The organism is Microbulbifer epialgicus (assembly GCF_041447265.1).
Lineage (GTDB): Bacteria > Pseudomonadota > Gammaproteobacteria > Pseudomonadales > Cellvibrionaceae > Microbulbifer > Microbulbifer epialgicus.
In genome coordinates this window covers 14,047-31,691 of record NZ_JBGMEK010000014.1, presented here as the reverse complement: position 1 = coordinate 31,691, position 17,645 = coordinate 14,047, and the positions used below count along the sequence as shown (strand labels likewise).

Below are 17,645 nucleotides of genomic sequence, written 5' to 3'. Positions count from 1 at the left end.
TGGCCGGGCGGCCGGTAATGTTATACTGGCGAGTATAGTAAATTTATTAAACTGACGAGTCCAGTATATGGAGTGCTATGTCTGAACAGCCTCAAGGTGCCGCCCAGCGCGGTCGCCCCAAGGACCTGGCCAAACGCCAGGCTATTCTCAATGCAGCCAAAGGGCTGTTCCTGTCCAAAGGTTTTGCCGCCACCAGCGTGGATGCGGTGGCCTCTGCTGCAGGGGTGTCGAAGCTCACGGTATACAGCCACTTCTCCGATAAGGAGACGCTATTCAGTGCGGCTATCACCTCTCGTTGCGAGATGATGATGCCCCTGCCTATTTTCGACCTGAGAGAGGACGATTCGGTGGCAGAGGTCCTGGAGCGCATTGGCCAGGCCTTCCTGAGCATGGTGGACAACGAAGATAGCATCCGTCTGTTACGGCTTTTGTGTGCCTTAGCCTCGCAAGAATCGAAATTGGCACAGTTGTTCTTCGACGCAGGTCCCCAGCGTGTCCTACAGGGTATTGAGCAGGTACTGCGCCGCGCTACCGAGATGGACAAGCTACGAGTAGAGGATCCGGCGGAAGCCGCCGAGGATTTTATCGGCATACTGATGGGGTGCCGTCATATGCGCGTGTTGATTGGCTGCTGTGCGGTTCAGGGGGAGGAGGAGCGGCGCGAGCGGGTGCACAAGGCGGTAACATTATTTATGCGGGGTTACTGCTGACTTGTGCTATTGGCCCGGGCTGTTCGGCATAACCGGACAGCGGCTGATATCCTCACTGATTTCCAACCAGCTTGGTTTGTGTTGGCAGTAGACGTAGCGTTCGGGTTGGATAAATGCCGGATCGTCGAAGGCGCCTCCGGCAATGCCGCGATAATTGGGCAAGAATTCCAGGGTCCAGCTGAGTGCGCTGCCGCAGTGTATGCAGAACTGACACTTAATCCAGCGACCCGCATCGGACATTAGCCGATGGCTTCTCAGTTGACGACTGGGCAAGGCCACCTTTTCTTTGTCGAAATACACCGACACGCCCAACAGGCTGCCGGTGCGCTTCCTGCACCAGCTACAGGAACAGAGGCTGACTCGGCGCGGCTTGCCCACTGCGCGAAAACGCACAGTGCCACAGACACAGCCCCCTTCGTGGATCGTCTCCATTCCCGTGCCCTCTGGGTCAGGTTTTAATACGGTAGCCGGTGCGGAATATCCACCAGATAGTGGTCAAACACAGAAGCAGGAACAGCAGGATCATTCCGATACTGAGGCCCAGGTTGACATCGGCCACTCCGTAAAAAGCCCAGCGAAAGCTGCTGATCAGGTAGACCACCGGGTTAAACAGGGTAATCTTCTGCCACATTTCCGGCAGCATACTGATGGAATAAAAGGCTCCGCCGAGGAAAGTCAGGGGGGTGATTATCATCAGGGGGATAACTTGCAGCTTCTGAAAGTCGTCCGCCCAGACCCCGATAATAAATCCGAACAGGCTGAAGGTGACGGCGGTTAACGTCAAAAATATGATCATCCAGAACGGGTAGGCGATCTCGTAATCCACGAAGACGCGTGCGGTTAGCAGGATCAACAGCCCTAGAATTATGGACTTGGATGCCGCCGCGCCCACATATCCGGCGACTATTTCGAAGGCCGATACTGGCGCAGATAAAACCTCATAGATGGTACCGGAGAATTTAGGGAAGAAAATCCCAAAAGACGCGTTGGAAATACTTTCGCTCAGCAGCGCCAGCATAACCAGGCCGGGAATAATGAAAGCTCCATAGCTGACGCCGTCGATATCTCCCATACGCGAGCCAATCGCCGCCCCGAATACGATAAAGTAGAGGGAAGTTGAGAGTACCGGGGAGGCGATACTCTGCATCAGCGTGCGCCAGGTACGCGCCATTTCGAACTTGTAAATTGCCGCTATTCCATACCAGTTCATTCCTGGGTCTCCTTGCTCAGAAGTTCCTCGCGTTCACGGCGTGCGCCGTTTACCAGATTGACAAAGATCTCCTCCAACGAGCTTTCCCTGGTGTGTAGATCGCGGAATTCTATATTTACTGCATTGAGGCGGCGCAGGAATTCTGCGATACCTGTATCCTCGCTCTTGACGTCAAAGCGATATACCAGTTGGCTGCCGTCGCCACTCAGACTAAGGGGCAGGTCGGCAAGAGCATCGGGAATTTTCTGCAGGGGCTCAGGCAGATTCAGGCTGAGTTCTTTTTCACCCATTTTCTGCATTAGGATATTTTTTTCTTCTACTAATACCAGCTCTCCGTGATTGATCACACCAACGCGATCGGCCATTTCTTCGGCCTCCTCGATATAGTGCGTGGTGAGAATAATTGTGACGCCGGAATCCTGCAGTCCACGTACCATTTCCCACATATCCTGGCGTAACTCCACGTCTACACCTGCTGTGGGTTCGTCCAGGAACAGAACATTGGGTTCGTGGGACAGCGCCTTGGCAATCATCAGTCGGCGCTTCATACCGCCAGACAGGGTAATAATTTTGTTGTCCTTTTTTTCCCAGAGGGACAGCTGCCGCAAGATTTTTTCCAGGTAGGCGGGATTGGGAGCCTTGCCGAACAGTCCGCGGCTGAATTTCACTGCGGCCCAGACGGTTTCAAAGGCGTCGGTCGAAATTTCCTGGGGCACCAAGCCGATTTCATTGCGGGCCTTGCGATAGTTTCTTTGAATGTCATAACCGTTTACGGTGACCTTGCCGTGGCTGGCGTTGACAATGCCGCACACAATGCTGATTAGCGTGGTTTTGCCGGCACCATTGGGGCCGAGCAGGGCAAAAATTTCTCCGCGTTTAATTTGCAGGTCAACATTGTTGAGGGCGGTAAATCCTCCGGCATAGGTTTTGCCGAGGCCCTGGATCGAAATAATAGGTTCCACTTTCTCTCCTTGCCAAAGCGATGGATGCTTCTTTGGCGCTGCGTTGTCGGGCGGGTAGCTATCCTACCGCAAAATAGTTTCCGTGGATGTTTTTGTTTTGAGGCAGTGCACTGTTATTGATACACCCGATAGTAAAAATAACCCCAGACCGATGGTTGAAAAAGCACTGGTAATACCGAAGCTGTCAATCCACGGTTGGCTCCAAAAAGGGGATAGAAACTGCCCGATAAATATACTGGCGGTCAGTGCTCCGGAAACGCGACCGCGCATATGTTCTGTGGCCGACTGCAAGCCGGTAGAAAATATATGTGGTATGAGCGTTCCCATACCACTGCCGTAAACTGCCATGGCAATAATAATTGCGGAGTAAGAATCGGCTATGGAAATCAGGCTCATTCCGACCGCCATGGCAGCGAAACTAAAGGCGAAATTCCCAAATTTTCCAAAAGTGCTGCATACACGGGGGAATAGCATGAGTGAGGCAAGAGCCCCCATCAGATTGCCTGTGGCGATAGCGATGCCAGTCAGACTCGGTGAATTGATGCCGATATCCCGCAGCAGGAACGGTAATTGGGTAGGAATCAGGAAAAATGCCAGGCTGTTTAGCATTGCGGCACTGAGTAGGGCGGCAAATCCGAGCCAGAAGCCGTTGTACAAAGGAGCTTTTCTCAGGCTTTTATCAGAGTGGCTACGCTGTGGCTCTGGTAAGTGGAGTAGCACGGCGGGAACCAGCAGTAGTGCTACAGCGTAAATTGCGAAAGGTCCGCGCCAATGTAATTCTGCCAGAAGCCCACCAAGTATCAGACAGATAACACCGCCGAGGCTGATAAAGGCCCCCTGCTGCCCCATATATACCTGTCTCTGCGCAGGGGTGAAGTAGTCTCCAGCCAGGGCGGTTACTGAAGTCATTGTGCCCGCCACGGCAACGCCCAGCAAAATACGGCTGACGAGTATGCCCTCAAGGCTATGTTGCAGTAGGGCGGATGTCCCGGCCAAGGCATATAGCCCAACCGCTAATAACAGTGGTCTGCGTCGCCCATAACGATCGGAAATAACACCGGCAAAGGGCGCACAGAGGGCGATAGTCAGTGCAGGTAAGCTCAATACAAGCCGACTTAGCAGGGCACTGTTGGGGTGCTGGGCAAAATGGGCTGCCAGTGCGAGCAGTGATGGTGCCACTGTCGCCCCGGACATGACTGTGAGTGCTGCAAGACAGAGCAGTGTCAGGCGGCGTGCAGCGGGAATTTCGGTCCCCCCAGGTGTGGCGAAAGTAGCTGCGGAACTCATCGCCCGGCTCCCAATTCACGACCTTCCAGCTTTGAGCCTCGTACTGTAGAGGGGGCGTGGTTTACGATCTGTCGGGCTAGGTTGATACTCAGGCTTTGCGCTGTGACCATCAGTTGAAAGAAGCCCGGTGCTACCTGTGCCTGGGAAGGCTGGTTTTGTTGTTTATGGTTCCAGTTCATTGTGTATCTCCCTTCGCTTGCATTGAAATGCCGCGCAGTGTAAAACCTAAAGTATTGTTGAGGTCAATGGGAGAGGAGGCTTTTCAGTGACTGAGTTACGTACCAAGAAAACGGCACCTGGCGCGGGTAAAGGTATGCGGCGCGAGCTGACTGTGGGTGAGGTGGCCGAGCGCAGTGATGTGGCGGTGAGTGCGTTGCATTTCTATGAAAGCAAGGGCTTGATCAGCAGTTGGCGTACAGGAGGAAACCAGCGGCGTTATTCCCGCGATGTGTTGCGTCGAGTAGCGATTATCAAGGTGGCGCAAAGCACGGGAATTCCCCTGGCCGAAATTCGTGAAGCGCTAGCAGCCCTACCTGATAGCCGCACACCTAACGCCAAGGACTGGGCGAAACTCTCCGCAGGCTGGCGTGAGAATTTGGATCGGCGTATTCGTCAGTTGATCCAATTACGCGATCGCCTTGAGGGCTGTATTGGTTGTGGTTGCCTCTCCATGGAGAATTGCCCTTTGCGCAATCCTGGCGACCAGGCGGCAAAGCTGGGTGGGGGTGCGCTTTATTTGGGGAATGAGGAGTAGTTCGAGTCGGCTGTATTACTTAAAAACGATGATTTATCTTAACCCGGCAGATTAATCTGCCGGGTTAAGTAGTGGATATTTTCAATCGAAAATATTCTGATAAAACTCCATTGTTCCATTCCATGAATCCATCGCCGCCTCTTTATTGTAAGCGAGTGGCAGTCCGAACTTTTTGCCCCGCTCGGTGGCCATGGGATTGGTGAAGCCATGCAGTACATCAGGGTAACTCACCAGTGTGAGCTTGGCGCCGGCCTCCTGCATTTCCTCGACAAAGGCCCCTACTTGCTTAGGAGGAATCATGGCATCGGCACCGCCGGTGTAGACTTGCAGCTCCGCCTGGATCTTGCCCTTTTCCGCGGCAATATCACTGGCAAGGGCGCCGTGATAGCTGACGGCTCCGCGCAGATCCAGGCCCAGGCGTGCCATGGACAATACCACCCCGCCGCCAAAACAATAGCCCTGTGCGGCGATGCGGCTTGGGTCGACACTGGCATGTTGCTGCAACAGCGATAGCGCAGTGCGAAAACGGGCTTCCAGGGCGACGGGGCTTTTAAGCGCTTCATCGTGGAATTGCTGCGCTTGGGCGGGGTCGTCAGTTTGTTTACCAGTGCCGAACATATCTATAGCGAAGGCGCGGTATCCCTGCTCAGCCAAGCGGTTGGCCTGCTCCCGTACAAAGGCGTTATGCCCCCACCACTCGTGCACCAGAATTACACCGGGGCGTTTCTCACTAATGTCATCATCCCAGGCGAGATAGCCGGTAAAGGAATCTCCATTGACCGTATAATCAATCACTTCGGATTTCATAGGTTTTCCATTTGAAGATTTAGTGGTTGTATGTTCTAAGTTTTAGCATTTGCCGGCCCCTTTAATTCGATGACATTTTTTTCCGGGTCGGAAATATAAATCGACGGGCCCACTCCTTCGGCGCCGTAGCGCTGCTCCACTGGAGAGGCGTCAATATTTTTTGCCTTCATGACCCTGAGAATTTCCTTCGGCTCAAATGGGTCTATGCGTAAGCAGAAGTGATGCAGATTGCGTCCCTCGCTTCCCGGCGCGGCTCCGCCAGCCCGGCCAACCGGCTGGTCTACCGGAACCAAGTCTATTAAGCAGTTTCCCGCCCGTAATTGATAGAGGCCTAAATCGGTATTCTCCCGCTCCATATGGCAGCCGAGGACTTCCTCATAAAAGTCCCGCATAGCATCCAGTGACTTCACACGAAGTACCAAGTGATCGATATGACTGATATTGAACATAAAGAGCCGTATATATTGATGAATATTACGTGGAATAATGGCACTTACGCACCGGCCCTAAGTGTAGGGGGCGAAAGGCATTGAGATGGCTCTATACAGAGGATTTAGCGTCATAACGGGGTTCTTTATGCGGGGCTGAGAATCCTTAGGCCTGCTTTTTGCCGACCCTAGGCGTGGGCGGCGCATTTATCACCAAGTTCTTTGCATTTGTTTTTTGCTGAACGGACCACTTCCGTTTGCATAACTGCTGCTACAGTCTGCCCTGCGGTGTCGCTCTTGCGAGCGGTGCGAATCAGAGCTGAAATTTCCGGTTTACAGGAACCGCAACGAGTTCCACAGCCGAGGGCGCTGCCCAGGGCTTCTACGGAATTGATGCCATTGCTAATGGCCTTCTCGATTTGTGGTCGGGATACCTGTCTACAGGTACAGATCATCTGCACTCCCGCCGGGATGGCGTGCAGGAACTGTGCAGGGAACTTAGGCAAGTCCAGCTGCAGGTAGCGTTCCAGGGTGGGGCGGTCTGGCAGGGTATGCCATTCATTACTGGCAAAGATCAACAGCTGTATCCGCTCTGCATAGGCCAACCAGCGCTGGCTTTTTAGCGTTTTAATTTGCTGCCAGTGGGTGCCTGGAATGTTTTCCAGCAGTTGTGCCCCCAGTTTGCGCCCATTCAGGTGGCGGCGCAAGGCCAGTTCAAAGCGATATCCACCAGTGCAGGGCACGCGATACCAATGCAGTAAGTTGTTATCACTTTGCTTCTGTAACCACTGCCACAGGGATTTTGCTATTGGGTCCGGGCAAATCAGGCTGGCGTAACTGTTACACGGCAGCAGCTGCAGCTTTACGGGTACCTGTTTGAATTCCGGCTGGCCGGAAAAAGGGTCCACGGCTGTTCCGGTAAGGGCGCTGACTTTCGCCTCTTGGGCCAGGGTTTCGCTCCAATGGATAGGGGCAAACAATTCACCGGGCTTTTGTGCCTCGGTTAAAACTGCGCGTCCGTACATCCTGCCATGGGCACTGCGCACCTCTATCAGGTTGCCTTCTTTAATCTCGTATTTGTGCGCATCCCTTGGATTGATTTGTATCTCGGCAATTTCGCTGTGATCGAGCAACTTGCGTGAACGTCCGGTGCGAGTCATGGTGTGCCACTGATCGCGCATTCGGCCACTGTTTAACCACAAAGGGTAGGCATTGCTGATTTTTTGCTCCGGCGCGCGGGGGTTAATCGGTACAAAATTGGCCCGTCCGCTCTCGGTAAAGAATTTACCGTCGCGAAACAGGCGCGCGCTGCCATTAGGGTTGCGGTTATTCACCGGCCACTGCACTGGTTGAAGGTCATCGTATTCCTCGCGTTGGATTTGGCCTAACAGGGAAATATCGAAGGCGCGACTGCCACTGTTCTCGAATCCTGACAGTTGTGCATGCTCACGGAAAATATCCACAGGGTGGGAATAATCAAATTGCTCGGTAAAACCCAGGCGTCTGGCCAGGTCGCAGATTGCCTGCCAGTCGTGGCGGGCTTCGCCAGGAGGGGCAAGAAAAGGGCGCTGCCGGGAGATACGCCGTTCAGAATTGGTGACGGTACCGTTTTTTTCTCCCCATCCGGTTGCCGGCAGTAATACATCGGCGCAACGTGCAGTATCTGTTTCGGCTACGCAATCGGACACAATCACCAGCGGACATTTACGCAGGGCTGCGGTTATGCGGTCGGCATCAGGCATGCTCACCGCGGGGTTGGTGGCCATAATCCAGATCGCCTTGATCTGACCGCTTTCCACTGCACGGAATAAATCCACGGCTTTTAAACCTGGAGTCAATGCTACCTTTGGTGCGCGCCAGAAACGGCCGATGCGGTCGATAGCATCCATATTAAATTCCATATGGGCTGCGAGGATATTGGCCAGCCCGCCCACCTCTCGTCCGCCCATGGCGTTGGGTTGTCCGGTAATGGAAAAAGGACCGGCACCGGCTTTACCGATACGCCCAGTGGCCAGGTGGCAATTGATTATTGCGTTATTTTTATCTGTCCCACTACTGGATTGGTTGATGCCCTGGGAGTAAAAGCTAATGGTTTTTTTGGTTTTGGCAAATAACCAGAAGAAAGCCTGCAGTTTTTCTACGGACACACCACAATTCAGAGCGGTTTGCTGTAAAGACCAGTGTTGGGCTGAAGCGAGAGCAGTCTCAAAACCCTGAGTGTGCTGCTGAATATAGTGGCGGTCAATCTGATTGTGCTGTGCGAGGAAGTTGAGAAGCCCATTAAACAGCGCAGCATCACTGCCGGGAGTAATGGCCAGGTGCAGATCGGCCACTTCGCTGGTAGCGCTGGCCCGCGGGTCAATCACCACCAGTTTGGCACCACCCGCCTGCATACGCTGGAATAGGATTGGGTGGGTCCAAGCCGCATTGGAACCAATTAATACAATCAGGTCTGCGTGTTCAAGATCCTCATAACAACAGGGCACGGCGTCGGCACCGAATGCGCGTTTATACCCTGCGACTGCTGAGGACATACACAGACGCGAATTGGTATCAATATTGGCGCTGCCAATAAAACCTTTCATCAATTTATTGGCAACGTAATAATCTTCGGTAAGAAGTTGCCCGGAGAGGTAAAAAGCAACAGAGTCGGGCCCGTATTCGTCAATATTTCGTGCAAAAGCATTGGCGACAAAGGACATGGCGGTTTCCCAGTCGCACTCCTCGCCGTGTAGGCGAGGGCGTAAAAGGCGGCCGTGCTCACCAAGGGTTTCCCCGAGCGTGGAACCTTTAACACACAGGTGGCCAAAATTGGAAGGGTGTTGGGGGTCGCCATTAACTCTAATGGCAGTGGGATTCACGCGCTCTTCCTTGTTGACCTTAACTCCACAGCCCACACCGCAATAGGGGCAAGTCGTACAGGAGCGGCGCGCGCTCAATAATTCCTTTGCTGCCATTACTGTATCTTATTGCAGTCGATGTAAACCGTATCCCTATTAATTGCCATTGGATAGGTGGCAAGCCTGATACTGCTATCTTCCATGCAGACTCCATCGATCAGGCGGAAGTGGTGTTTATAAAGTGGGGAAGCAACAGTTAATTCCCCTTCCAGTTCCGCAATCATTCCTCGTGCAATTACGCCAGCTTGTGCGATTGGATCCCAGTTGTCAACGGCATAAAGCTGCTGTTTCTGGTCGGGTAAAAAAAACAGGGCGATACTTTTTTTTGCAACAATTTTACCAGTTGGATTAGCTGTTTCCACGGATTTTGTGCAAGTATCGCCCCAAAGGGCACACACCCCGGAGTTGTTCACCAAATCTGATCGCTGACAGATCGGTAACCATTGGGGGTGGGTTATGGCAATTGAATTTTTTTGATTTTGTTGTAGGGCGGCTGAGATCATAATAAATTCCTCGCAAGAATTGATAAAAACTTGAAAGTGAAAATAATGTAATTTTGAAACCGGCATTTATTGCTGCAGGTCCATCTTCAGGCGGATTCTGCAGTTTCCACAATTTCTTCTACAGTGGCCGGGCGTGGTTGCCCACGTTCTTTGACAAAAACAATCTTGTCATCGGTCTCGTCACTGTTGACAAACTGGCGAAAGCGCTTGAGCTTTTCTGGATCGTTTATCGCGGATTTCCATTCACACTGGTAGGTGCCAACCACGTGCGCCATTTGGGCTTCCAGTTCTGTGCAAACCCCCAGCTTGTCATCAATAATGACTTCACGCAGATAATTGAGGCCGCCATCGAGGTTTTCCAGCCACACGGAAGTGCGCTGTAATTTATCGGCGGTACGCACATAAAACATCAGAAATCGATCGATATAGCGAATCAGAGTGCTGTCATCCAGATCTGTTGCGAACAGATCTGCATGGCGTGGGCGCATACCGCCATTGCCACAAACAAACAGATTCCAACCTTTATCTGTAGCGATAACCCCAACATCCTTGCTCTGTGCCTCAGCGCACTCACGGGTACATCCGGATACGGCCATTTTAATTTTGTGGGGGGAGCGCAGGCCCTTGTAACGATTTTCAATGTGTAGTGCCATGGACACACTGTCTTGTACACCAAATCGACACCAGGTGCTTCCAACACAGGATTTAACTGTGCGTAGGGATTTGCCATAGGCGTGGCCAGTTTCAAAGCCGGCATCAATCAGCTCGCTCCAGATTTCCGGTAATTGTTCCAAGCGCGCGCCAAATAAATCGATGCGCTGACCGCCGGTGATCTTAGTGTAGAGGTTGTAACGCTTGGCCACTTCGCCAATTACAATCAGTTTTTCTGGTGTGATCTCACCACCGGGAATACGCGGCACCACCGAGTAGCTACCATTTTTCTGCATATTCGCCATAAAAGTATCATTGGTGTCCTGAAGTCCGACGTGAGACTGTTCGAGGATATGCTCATTCCAAAGAGATGCGAGTATAGAGGCTACGGTGGGCTTACAGATTTCACAGCCGTGGCCAGCACCATGTTTGTCCAAAAGTTCGGTGAAAGTTTTAATTTCTTCCACCCGGATAATGTGGAACAACTCCTGGCGGGAAAAGGAGAAATGTGCACAGAGGTGGTTATTTACCTCCATGCCCAATGCGGCGAGTTCTTCATCAACTATATTTTTCAACAGTGCGGCGCAGCCACCACAGCCGGTAGAAGCTTTGGTTACATCTTTGACTTCTACAAGGGTGTGACAGCCCTCTGCGACTACATCAACTATCTGACCCTTGCTGACGTTGTGGCAGGAGCATACGGTGGCGGAGGCCGGCAGGGCTGCGGCGCCCAGGGCAGGTGTAGCACCATCGGTTGCGGGTAAAATCAATTGCTCTGGGTGTTCAGGCAGTTCGATGTCGTTGAGATGGTATTGCAGTAGAGTATCGTATTCACCTGTATCACCGACGAGTACAGCACCGAGCAGCTTTTTCCCATCGGCATTGGTAATCATGCGCTTGTAAACACCACTCTGTTCGTCTACAAAAGTAATCGCGGCAGCGCCCTCGCTGCGCCCGTGAGCGTCTCCGATGGAGCCAACCTGGACTCCAAGAAGTTTCAGCTTGGTGCTCATATCAGCACCAAGAAAATATTCTTTTTCTCCAAGAAGTTGGGCAACGGCGGTGCGTGCCATGGCATAACCGGGTGCAACAAGACCAAAGATCCGCTCCTCGTACAAGGCGCACTCGCCAATGGCAAATATATTTGGGTCGGAAGTGCGGCAGCTGCTATCGATGACGATACCGCCGCGTTCGCCGGTCTGCAGGCCACAGGCTTTAGCCAACTGGTCCCGGGGACGAATACCGGCGGAGAATATGATCATATCGGTAAGGAGTTCACAGCCCCCTTTAAATTGCATGCGCAACTGCCCGTTCACCCCCTCGATAAGTTCGGTGACGGTATTGGTGTGTACCCTGACACCCAGTGCTTCAATTTTTTCTCTCAGCAGTGCGGAGCCGCCGTCATTAAGCTGGGTGGCCATCAGTCCGGGGGCGAACTCGACCACATGGGTCTCGAGCCCCAATGCTTTTAGTGCATTTGCAGCCTCAAGTCCTAGTAGGCCGCCGCCAATCACGACACCACTTTTGGAAATAGCCGCAGCCGCATGTATTGCATCGAGGTCTTCCAGTGTGCGGTAGACAAAGCAGCGTTCCTGCTGGTGACCGGGAATAGGGGGAACAAATGGATAGGAGCCGGTGGCGAGTATTATTTGATCGTAGGGGTGGGAGATACCACTTGTGGCGGTGACTGTTTTATTTTCCCGATCGATTTCCACAATTGTATCGTTGAGTCGGACTTCAGACCCCCACTGCCGGTACTGTTCGATATTGCCCAGGGCCAGATCTTCCGCGGTACAACCGGCAAAATATTCGGACAGGTGCACCCGGTCATAGGCAGGTCTGGATTCTGCACAGAAGATAGTAACTTCAAAATGAGGGTGCTGTTGGCGACTGGTCAGTTGCTCGAGAAAATGATGCCCGACCATACCGTTGCCAATCACAATCAGCTTTTTTTTCTCTGCATTTTTTGTCATTTACATTCCTGCCGTCACTAGTCGGTATTTTCGGCAGGGGGAGGGCCCGGATGAAAGAGTACAGGCGCCTCCTCTTCTGCCGAAGAGTACAGGCGCCGTTGCCTCGAATTGGAAGAGTATTTTGTTGGTAATTAAATACATTCAATCTCCATGCCAATATTATTTATAGGAATGACACTGTAATTAGCCTAATGTCCACATTGTTGCGACAAATTGGTGCATGTGTAAATTTTCTGCGCCGCAAAAGTGCTTATTTGAACCCTGTCTGCTAGAACTGGAAAAAATAAAGTAGGTGGGAGAGGAGAAGGATCAGTACCAGCAGCTGCCAGAAGAGAATTGGATTGCGTTCCAGTAGTGGACGATTTTGCGGCAATTTGAATTCCGGATTTGGAATTTCCAGATCTCGCACAAATTCTGACAGTGCGCTGTAGCGTTTCCTGGGGTCAGCCGAACAGGCTTTTTTCAATGCGCCGTCAATCCAATGGGGAATATCCTCCCGATATTTAGAGGCGCTGATATAGCGTATCTGGCTGTAGCTCTTCAGACGATAGTGATGATTGCCAAGCCGCTCCGGATAGGGGTATTTACCGGTGAGCAGTTCGTAGGCGATAACCCCTAGGGAAAAAATATCCGATCTGTGGCCGGCACTATCACCAAAAAAGAACTCCGGTGCTGCGTAATTCTTGCTGCCGGGGGCACACTCACCAGATAGGTGTAATTGCTCCCTGAGACCGGGACCGTCGGCACCGCCGAGATCGACAATCACCAGGCGCCCATCGTTGCATATCATGATATTTTCTGGCTTAAGATCACCGTGCACAATTTCCAGTCGTTGCAGGCTGCGCAGCGCGCTGATTAATTGCCCTAGCAGCTCCCGTACCTGGGGAATCTGTGGGTGCGGATTCAATTGCATCCATTGCCGCAGGCTCTGTCCTTCAATATATTCGAGGATATGATACAGGCAGCGTCGTTCTGCGCTCGGAGGGAATACCTTGATTATTCCGGGATGGGAGATCCTGCGCCCGGTCCACTCTTCAGCAACAAAGCGCTCTATATACGAGGGGTCATCACAATAATTGACCGAGGGTGTTTTTATGACACGCAGGGCACTATTCCCCTGATCCCGTGCGAGGTATAAGTGACTGCGATTACTGGCATGCAGCTCCTGCAAAATCAAGAATCCGTCGAGCTGCTGGCCGGGGTATAGGTCGGGGGCGAATGGTAATTCGCAGTTACGCATGGCCAGTTCATCGCACTGCGGTAGACCCACAGTGTTTACTCGGCAGACTACCGCGCTCAGGTTGTCAGTTGAGCCGGCTTCCAGGGCTGTATTTATCAGTTGCTGGGCAGTGGATAGGCAGAAGCCGAGCAATTGTTCGGTGATTGTAGATTCTGGCAGATAATCGTGGATACCATCACTGCTGATCAGGAAAATGTCACCAGCTTGTAATGCTTCCAAGCGGTAGTCCACATCAACATGGGCATCCATTCCTAGTGCGCGGCTGAGAAAAGTGCGCCCAGGCCCCAGGGTATGGCTGTGATCGCGGCTCAGGCATTCCAGCCTGCCATCGCGCAAACGATAAATTCGTGAGTCGCCAATGTGTACCAAGTGAGCGCTTGTGCCTTTAAAAATGACTGCAGAGAAGGTAGTCAGCCATCCCCGTTGAATTTCCGTACTGCCGCCGCTCTGTCGAAAAAGCCAACTGTTGAGCGAGTGTAATACCCGTGCCACGGCGTGTTTGGTGGACCAGGTTTCCGGGGTGCTGTAGTAGTCGGAAAAAAAACCATTGATGGCGGCGCGAGCCGCCTCGCCACCGGCTTCGGCATTGGCGACGCCATCCGCTACCGCGGCGAGGCAGCCGTATCGTTGTGTATCGGAACCCTCGGGAAGCCTTACTGCGCATGCGTCGTCATTGTGTCGGCGGTGGCCGGCACAGGAGGCACTGAACAGTTGCAGGGCATCTTTGCTGTTGTCGTGCAAGCTTTCAGCGCCATCGGGACTCTGGCTTGCCGGCCCCGATACCGTTGTTGTGTCGTGGTCAGGCGACATCGATCATGGATACGCTGCCATCGGGGAGCACCTCAGCCATTTGTCCCTCAGGTTCTTCCAGTAGTAACAGGGCGGCGAAGCCGAGCAGGGCCGTTGCACAGATTACCAGGAAGAAAGTCTGGTAGGACACCATGCTGAGCACCGTGAGATAGAAAACTGCACCGACATTGCCGTAGGCACCGGTCATCCCCGCTATCTGTCCGGTTAGGCGGCGCTTAATTAGGGGGACTACCGCAAATACCGCACCCTCGCCGGCCTGTACAAAGAAGGAGCAGGCCATTGCGGCGATCACGGCCAAGTACAGAGGCCATGCGGCATCAATCAGGCTCATAGTGAAATAACCCAGGGCCAGGCCGGCGGTCAATACGAGTAAGGTTGGCTTGCGGCCCCAGCGGTCGCTAATCAGTCCGCCTGCCGGACGCGACATCAGGTTCATAAATGCATAGGCCGAGGCGAGTAGCCCTGCTTTGACCGGGTCCAAAGTAAATGTTTCCGAGAAAAACAGGGGGAGCATGGAAACTACAGCGAGCTCGGAACCAAACGTAGCAAAATAGAGCAGATTCAAGACTGCGACCTGTTTGAATTTATATCTGTGTACAGGTGCGGGGGGATTGCTGAGCACCTCTCGATTAATACTGTATGTTTTGTTTATATCCAACAGGTAAAGTACTACCAGCCCGCAGTAAATCAGATTTGCGGTAAGGTTGGATATTAAGCTCACACCGCTGGACAGTTTCCAAGTGAGCAGGGCCAGTGCTGCATACATGGGCACTTTCATGCCCAACAACAGGACAAAATCTCCGGTGCTGGTAACTTCCATTGCGCCAATTTTTTTTGGCTTAAAATAGGTGGAACCCTTGGGTGTGTCGGTAACAGAGAAGTAATAAATCACGCTGTATACCAGCGCAATTGCTCCAGTAAGACCAATCGCATAACGCCAGCCGTCATCACCACCAAAGAACAGTGCAATGGTGGGCAGGGACATGGCTGCGGCGGCAGAGCCAAAGTTTCCCCAGCCTCCATAAATTCCCTCAGCGGTACCCAGCTGTCGGGCGGGGAACCATTCCGATACCATGCGGATACCGACTACAAATCCCGCACCAATGAATCCAAGCAGGAAGCGGCCGATCGCTGCCTGCACGAAATTGTCTGCCAGGGCAAAGATAAAGCAGGGCACACTACCTATAGCCAGTAATAGAGAGTAGGTGAGCCTTGGCCCGTATTTGTCAGTCAGCATCCCTATTACGATGCGTGCTGGAATAGTCAAAGCGACATTTAAGATCAGTAGAGTTTTAACTTGATCCGGGGTAAGCGATAAGCTCTTGGCAATTGCCATTAACAGGGGGGCATGGTTAAACCAGGCAAAAAAGGTGATAAAGAAAGCCACCCAGGTGAGATGTAGAACTTTTATCTTTCCGCGAAACGAGAATAGATTGAGTGTGTCACTGGACATGCGCATTTCCTTTGTTTGCGAATTCCACAGGCACAAAAAAGGCCCATAGCCACAGCCATTTGGCTGTAGTCAATGGACTTCGTTGCCCATAATTTTCGGCGAACAACCGCTTCACCGCGCTGATGCGCCTGAGGGAAGGCAATTGCATCATCGAATTATTTCCATTCAATTAATGTGCCATTATCTTTGTGCGACCAGGAAGTCCACTGTTTGTTGGTAGAGGTCCGGACAAAAGGCCTCTTCCGCCTGGAATGAAGTTCCGCTGAAGTTCCTACACATTTCCAGTAGCTGTCTTGCTCTGTCAGCGCTGGGGCGGCCGATATCGTTATCTGTATGAGCAAAGAGGTGCCACCCGGGGTTAGCAATTACCTTTGAATTGCGACGTTGAAGCATCTGATCACTCAGTGATAGCTGTATCAATTTCTCAGGTAGGTCCAGATATTGCTTTTGAGATAGCAGTCCGGCCACAGTGCACCTATGTTCGCGCGCGGCGAGCCAGGTACAGGCTTTTAATAGAGCTGCGCGTAGAGCCAAGTGAGTCGCAGGGTTGGCCTGATGCCAGCTATTGGTGACTGCGAAAACTTTTTCTGGCATCGTGGGTAGCAGGGTATTGCAGGCCGTGACAACCACGCCGGTGCCCTTATGGGCGGCGAGAGTGCTCCAGGGCTCCCCCACACAGTAGCCGTCGATAACGCCATTATGGAGATTTTCCAACATCTGCTCAGGGGGAAGAACTACAAGTTGTATTTCCCTGTCTGGATGGATACCGGCCGAGAGCAACCAGTGTCGCAGTTGTAAGCTGTGGCTGGAGAAGGGGTAAACAGTGGCAAGTCTCACTGGTGTGGAGCCGGGGTTGTCTTGCAGGTAACGTTTGAATGCTGCAGCAATCTCACTCTGTGTTTCGCCCTCACGATAGTTTTTAAGACGATGAAAAAGCGCCTCGGACAGGGTGATAGCATTGCCATTACAGCTGAGAATCAAACCAGTCAATAATCGCTCATGGCAATTTGGTAAGGTCTGTGTCAATGTCAGCGGCATTGGCGAGAGCATGGCGGCAGCGTCCGCTTTGCAACCAATTAGTTTGTCACGGAGGGTTGCCCAGGAGGTTTCCTTCTGCAGTTGTACGTCCAGGCCAAACTGATGGAAGTAGCCTTTCTCCTTGGCGACAATAAAAGGCGCACTGTCAGTGAGGCGCAGGTACAAAAGTTTGACAGAGCTTTTTTCCAGGCGGAGGGAAGATAACATCGGTAATTTAATGCTCGCTTTGGAAATAATGGATAAGTTGTTCTGCCACTGCTCGTATAGTGGAATTGCTGCTCATAGCAAGATTGCGTAGCGTCTTGTGCGCTTCCTCTTCACTAAGGTTTTTCTTGGCCATTAATAATCCTTTGGCTCGCTCTATGGTTTTCCGGTCGATCAATTGTTTTTGGGTTCGCTCAAGGGACAGACGTAGTTGCTGGAAATTTTTAAATTGCGCCATGGCAATTTCGATGGCAGGTGCCACTCGTTCTGGCGTGATTCCTTCAGCCATATAGGCGCTTACTCCAGACTCTACGGCGCGGCTAATAAATTCTGAATCACCGCGACTGGAGAACATGGCTACAGGGGTGGGGGCCTCTCGATTGACGACAGCCAGGCTTTCCAAAATATCCCTGTCTGGAGATTCAATATCGATTAATACAATATCCGGCCGAAATTTTTCCACCTGGAAAAGAAGTCCCTCTGCACTATTGATTTGGGCGAGAATGGAATAGCCGGCAGCGCGTAACCGCTCACAAACCAAGTGAGCACGTTCGGGGTGGTCGTCTACCAGCATGATTCCAGGATTTTTACTTGTCACTATCTACTGCGGCACTCGTTTATGGGTTTTACACTTTCCCAAGTGTCAATCAATAGTTATGCCAAGCATGCAAGAGTGGGATAAACAAAATATATTCTTCTGTGTCCATGAAGTGTG

Annotated in this window: 16 protein-coding genes; 2 read left to right on the top strand and 14 right to left on the bottom strand. The window is 52.2% G+C overall.

Annotation, left to right across the window (positions count from 1 at the left end):
• The first annotated feature begins 77 nt into the window (after positions 1-77).
• The gene (locus ACCI49_RS08540; RefSeq protein WP_371838542.1) at positions 78-710 is read left to right on the top strand and encodes a TetR/AcrR family transcriptional regulator; all 633 of its coding nucleotides are present in this window, start codon (positions 78-80) and stop codon (positions 708-710) included.
• A gap of 6 nt (positions 711-716) precedes the next feature.
• Here ACCI49_RS08540 and ACCI49_RS08535 read toward each other — a convergent pair whose 3' ends face one another.
• The 5 genes from ACCI49_RS08535 to ACCI49_RS08515 all read right to left on the bottom strand — a co-directional run bounded on the left by ACCI49_RS08535 (position 717) and on the right by ACCI49_RS08515 (position 4,348).
• A complete protein-coding gene (locus tag ACCI49_RS08535) occupies positions 717-1,142 on the bottom strand; it encodes a GFA family protein (protein ID WP_371838541.1) in 426 nt (141 codons plus the stop codon).
• A gap of 16 nt (positions 1,143-1,158) precedes the next feature.
• Positions 1,159-1,920, bottom strand: coding sequence for an ABC transporter permease (locus ACCI49_RS08530; protein ID WP_371838540.1), 762 nt, complete (start codon positions 1,918-1,920; stop codon positions 1,159-1,161).
• Positions 1,917-2,882 (bottom strand): ABC transporter ATP-binding protein, encoded by a 966-nt coding sequence (locus ACCI49_RS08525; RefSeq protein WP_371838539.1) that lies wholly within the window; start codon positions 2,880-2,882, stop codon positions 1,917-1,919. Before ACCI49_RS08525 ends, ACCI49_RS08530 begins: the two co-directional genes overlap by 4 nt.
• Positions 2,883-2,945: 63 nt before the next feature.
• Positions 2,946-4,169, bottom strand: coding sequence for an MFS transporter (locus ACCI49_RS08520; RefSeq protein WP_371838538.1), 1,224 nt, complete (start codon positions 4,167-4,169; stop codon positions 2,946-2,948).
• On the bottom strand, positions 4,166-4,348 hold the full coding sequence (locus ACCI49_RS08515) for a hypothetical protein (RefSeq protein ID WP_371838537.1): 183 nt from the start codon (positions 4,346-4,348) through the stop codon (positions 4,166-4,168). Before ACCI49_RS08515 ends, ACCI49_RS08520 begins: the two co-directional genes overlap by 4 nt.
• A gap of 86 nt (positions 4,349-4,434) precedes the next feature.
• On the opposite strand from ACCI49_RS08515, the gene soxR reads away from it, so the two are divergent.
• On the top strand, positions 4,435-4,923 hold the full coding sequence (gene soxR / locus ACCI49_RS08510; RefSeq protein ID WP_371838536.1) for a redox-sensitive transcriptional activator SoxR: 489 nt from the start codon (positions 4,435-4,437) through the stop codon (positions 4,921-4,923).
• 81 nt (positions 4,924-5,004) lie between these two features.
• Here soxR and ACCI49_RS08505 read toward each other — a convergent pair whose 3' ends face one another.
• From ACCI49_RS08505 to ACCI49_RS08465, 9 genes are all read right to left on the bottom strand, one after another.
• Positions 5,005-5,730: a dienelactone hydrolase family protein gene (locus tag ACCI49_RS08505; RefSeq protein WP_371838535.1), complete on the bottom strand. Its 726-nt coding sequence runs from the start codon at positions 5,728-5,730 to the stop codon at positions 5,005-5,007.
• Positions 5,731-5,765: 35 nt separating this feature from the next.
• Complete coding sequence (locus tag ACCI49_RS08500) at positions 5,766-6,179, bottom strand: VOC family protein (RefSeq protein WP_371838534.1); 414 nt, start codon at positions 6,177-6,179, stop codon at positions 5,766-5,768.
• 167 nt (positions 6,180-6,346) lie between these two features.
• The gene (locus ACCI49_RS08495; RefSeq protein ID WP_371838533.1) at positions 6,347-9,115 is read right to left on the bottom strand and encodes a nitrate reductase; all 2,769 of its coding nucleotides are present in this window, start codon (positions 9,113-9,115) and stop codon (positions 6,347-6,349) included.
• On the bottom strand, positions 9,115-9,627 hold the full coding sequence (gene nirD / locus ACCI49_RS08490; RefSeq protein WP_371838532.1) for a nitrite reductase small subunit NirD: 513 nt from the start codon (positions 9,625-9,627) through the stop codon (positions 9,115-9,117). The genes ACCI49_RS08495 and nirD overlap by 1 nt, the downstream gene beginning before the upstream one ends.
• Before the next feature lie 20 nt (positions 9,628-9,647).
• Complete coding sequence (gene nirB / locus ACCI49_RS08485; protein ID WP_371838531.1) at positions 9,648-12,185, bottom strand: nitrite reductase large subunit NirB; 2,538 nt, start codon at positions 12,183-12,185, stop codon at positions 9,648-9,650.
• A gap of 268 nt (positions 12,186-12,453) precedes the next feature.
• Complete coding sequence (locus ACCI49_RS08480; protein WP_371838530.1) at positions 12,454-14,235, bottom strand: bifunctional protein-serine/threonine kinase/phosphatase; 1,782 nt, start codon at positions 14,233-14,235, stop codon at positions 12,454-12,456.
• On the bottom strand, positions 14,225-15,688 hold the full coding sequence (locus ACCI49_RS08475) for a NarK family nitrate/nitrite MFS transporter (protein WP_371838529.1): 1,464 nt from the start codon (positions 15,686-15,688) through the stop codon (positions 14,225-14,227). Before ACCI49_RS08475 ends, ACCI49_RS08480 begins: the two co-directional genes overlap by 11 nt.
• A gap of 180 nt (positions 15,689-15,868) precedes the next feature.
• Positions 15,869-16,933: a CmpA/NrtA family ABC transporter substrate-binding protein gene (locus ACCI49_RS08470; RefSeq protein WP_371838528.1), complete on the bottom strand. Its 1,065-nt coding sequence runs from the start codon at positions 16,931-16,933 to the stop codon at positions 15,869-15,871.
• A 7-nt stretch (positions 16,934-16,940) separates the two neighbouring features.
• Positions 16,941-17,528 (bottom strand): ANTAR domain-containing response regulator, encoded by a 588-nt coding sequence (locus ACCI49_RS08465; RefSeq protein ID WP_371838527.1) that lies wholly within the window; start codon positions 17,526-17,528, stop codon positions 16,941-16,943.
• Between the last annotated feature and the right edge of the window lie 117 nt (positions 17,529-17,645).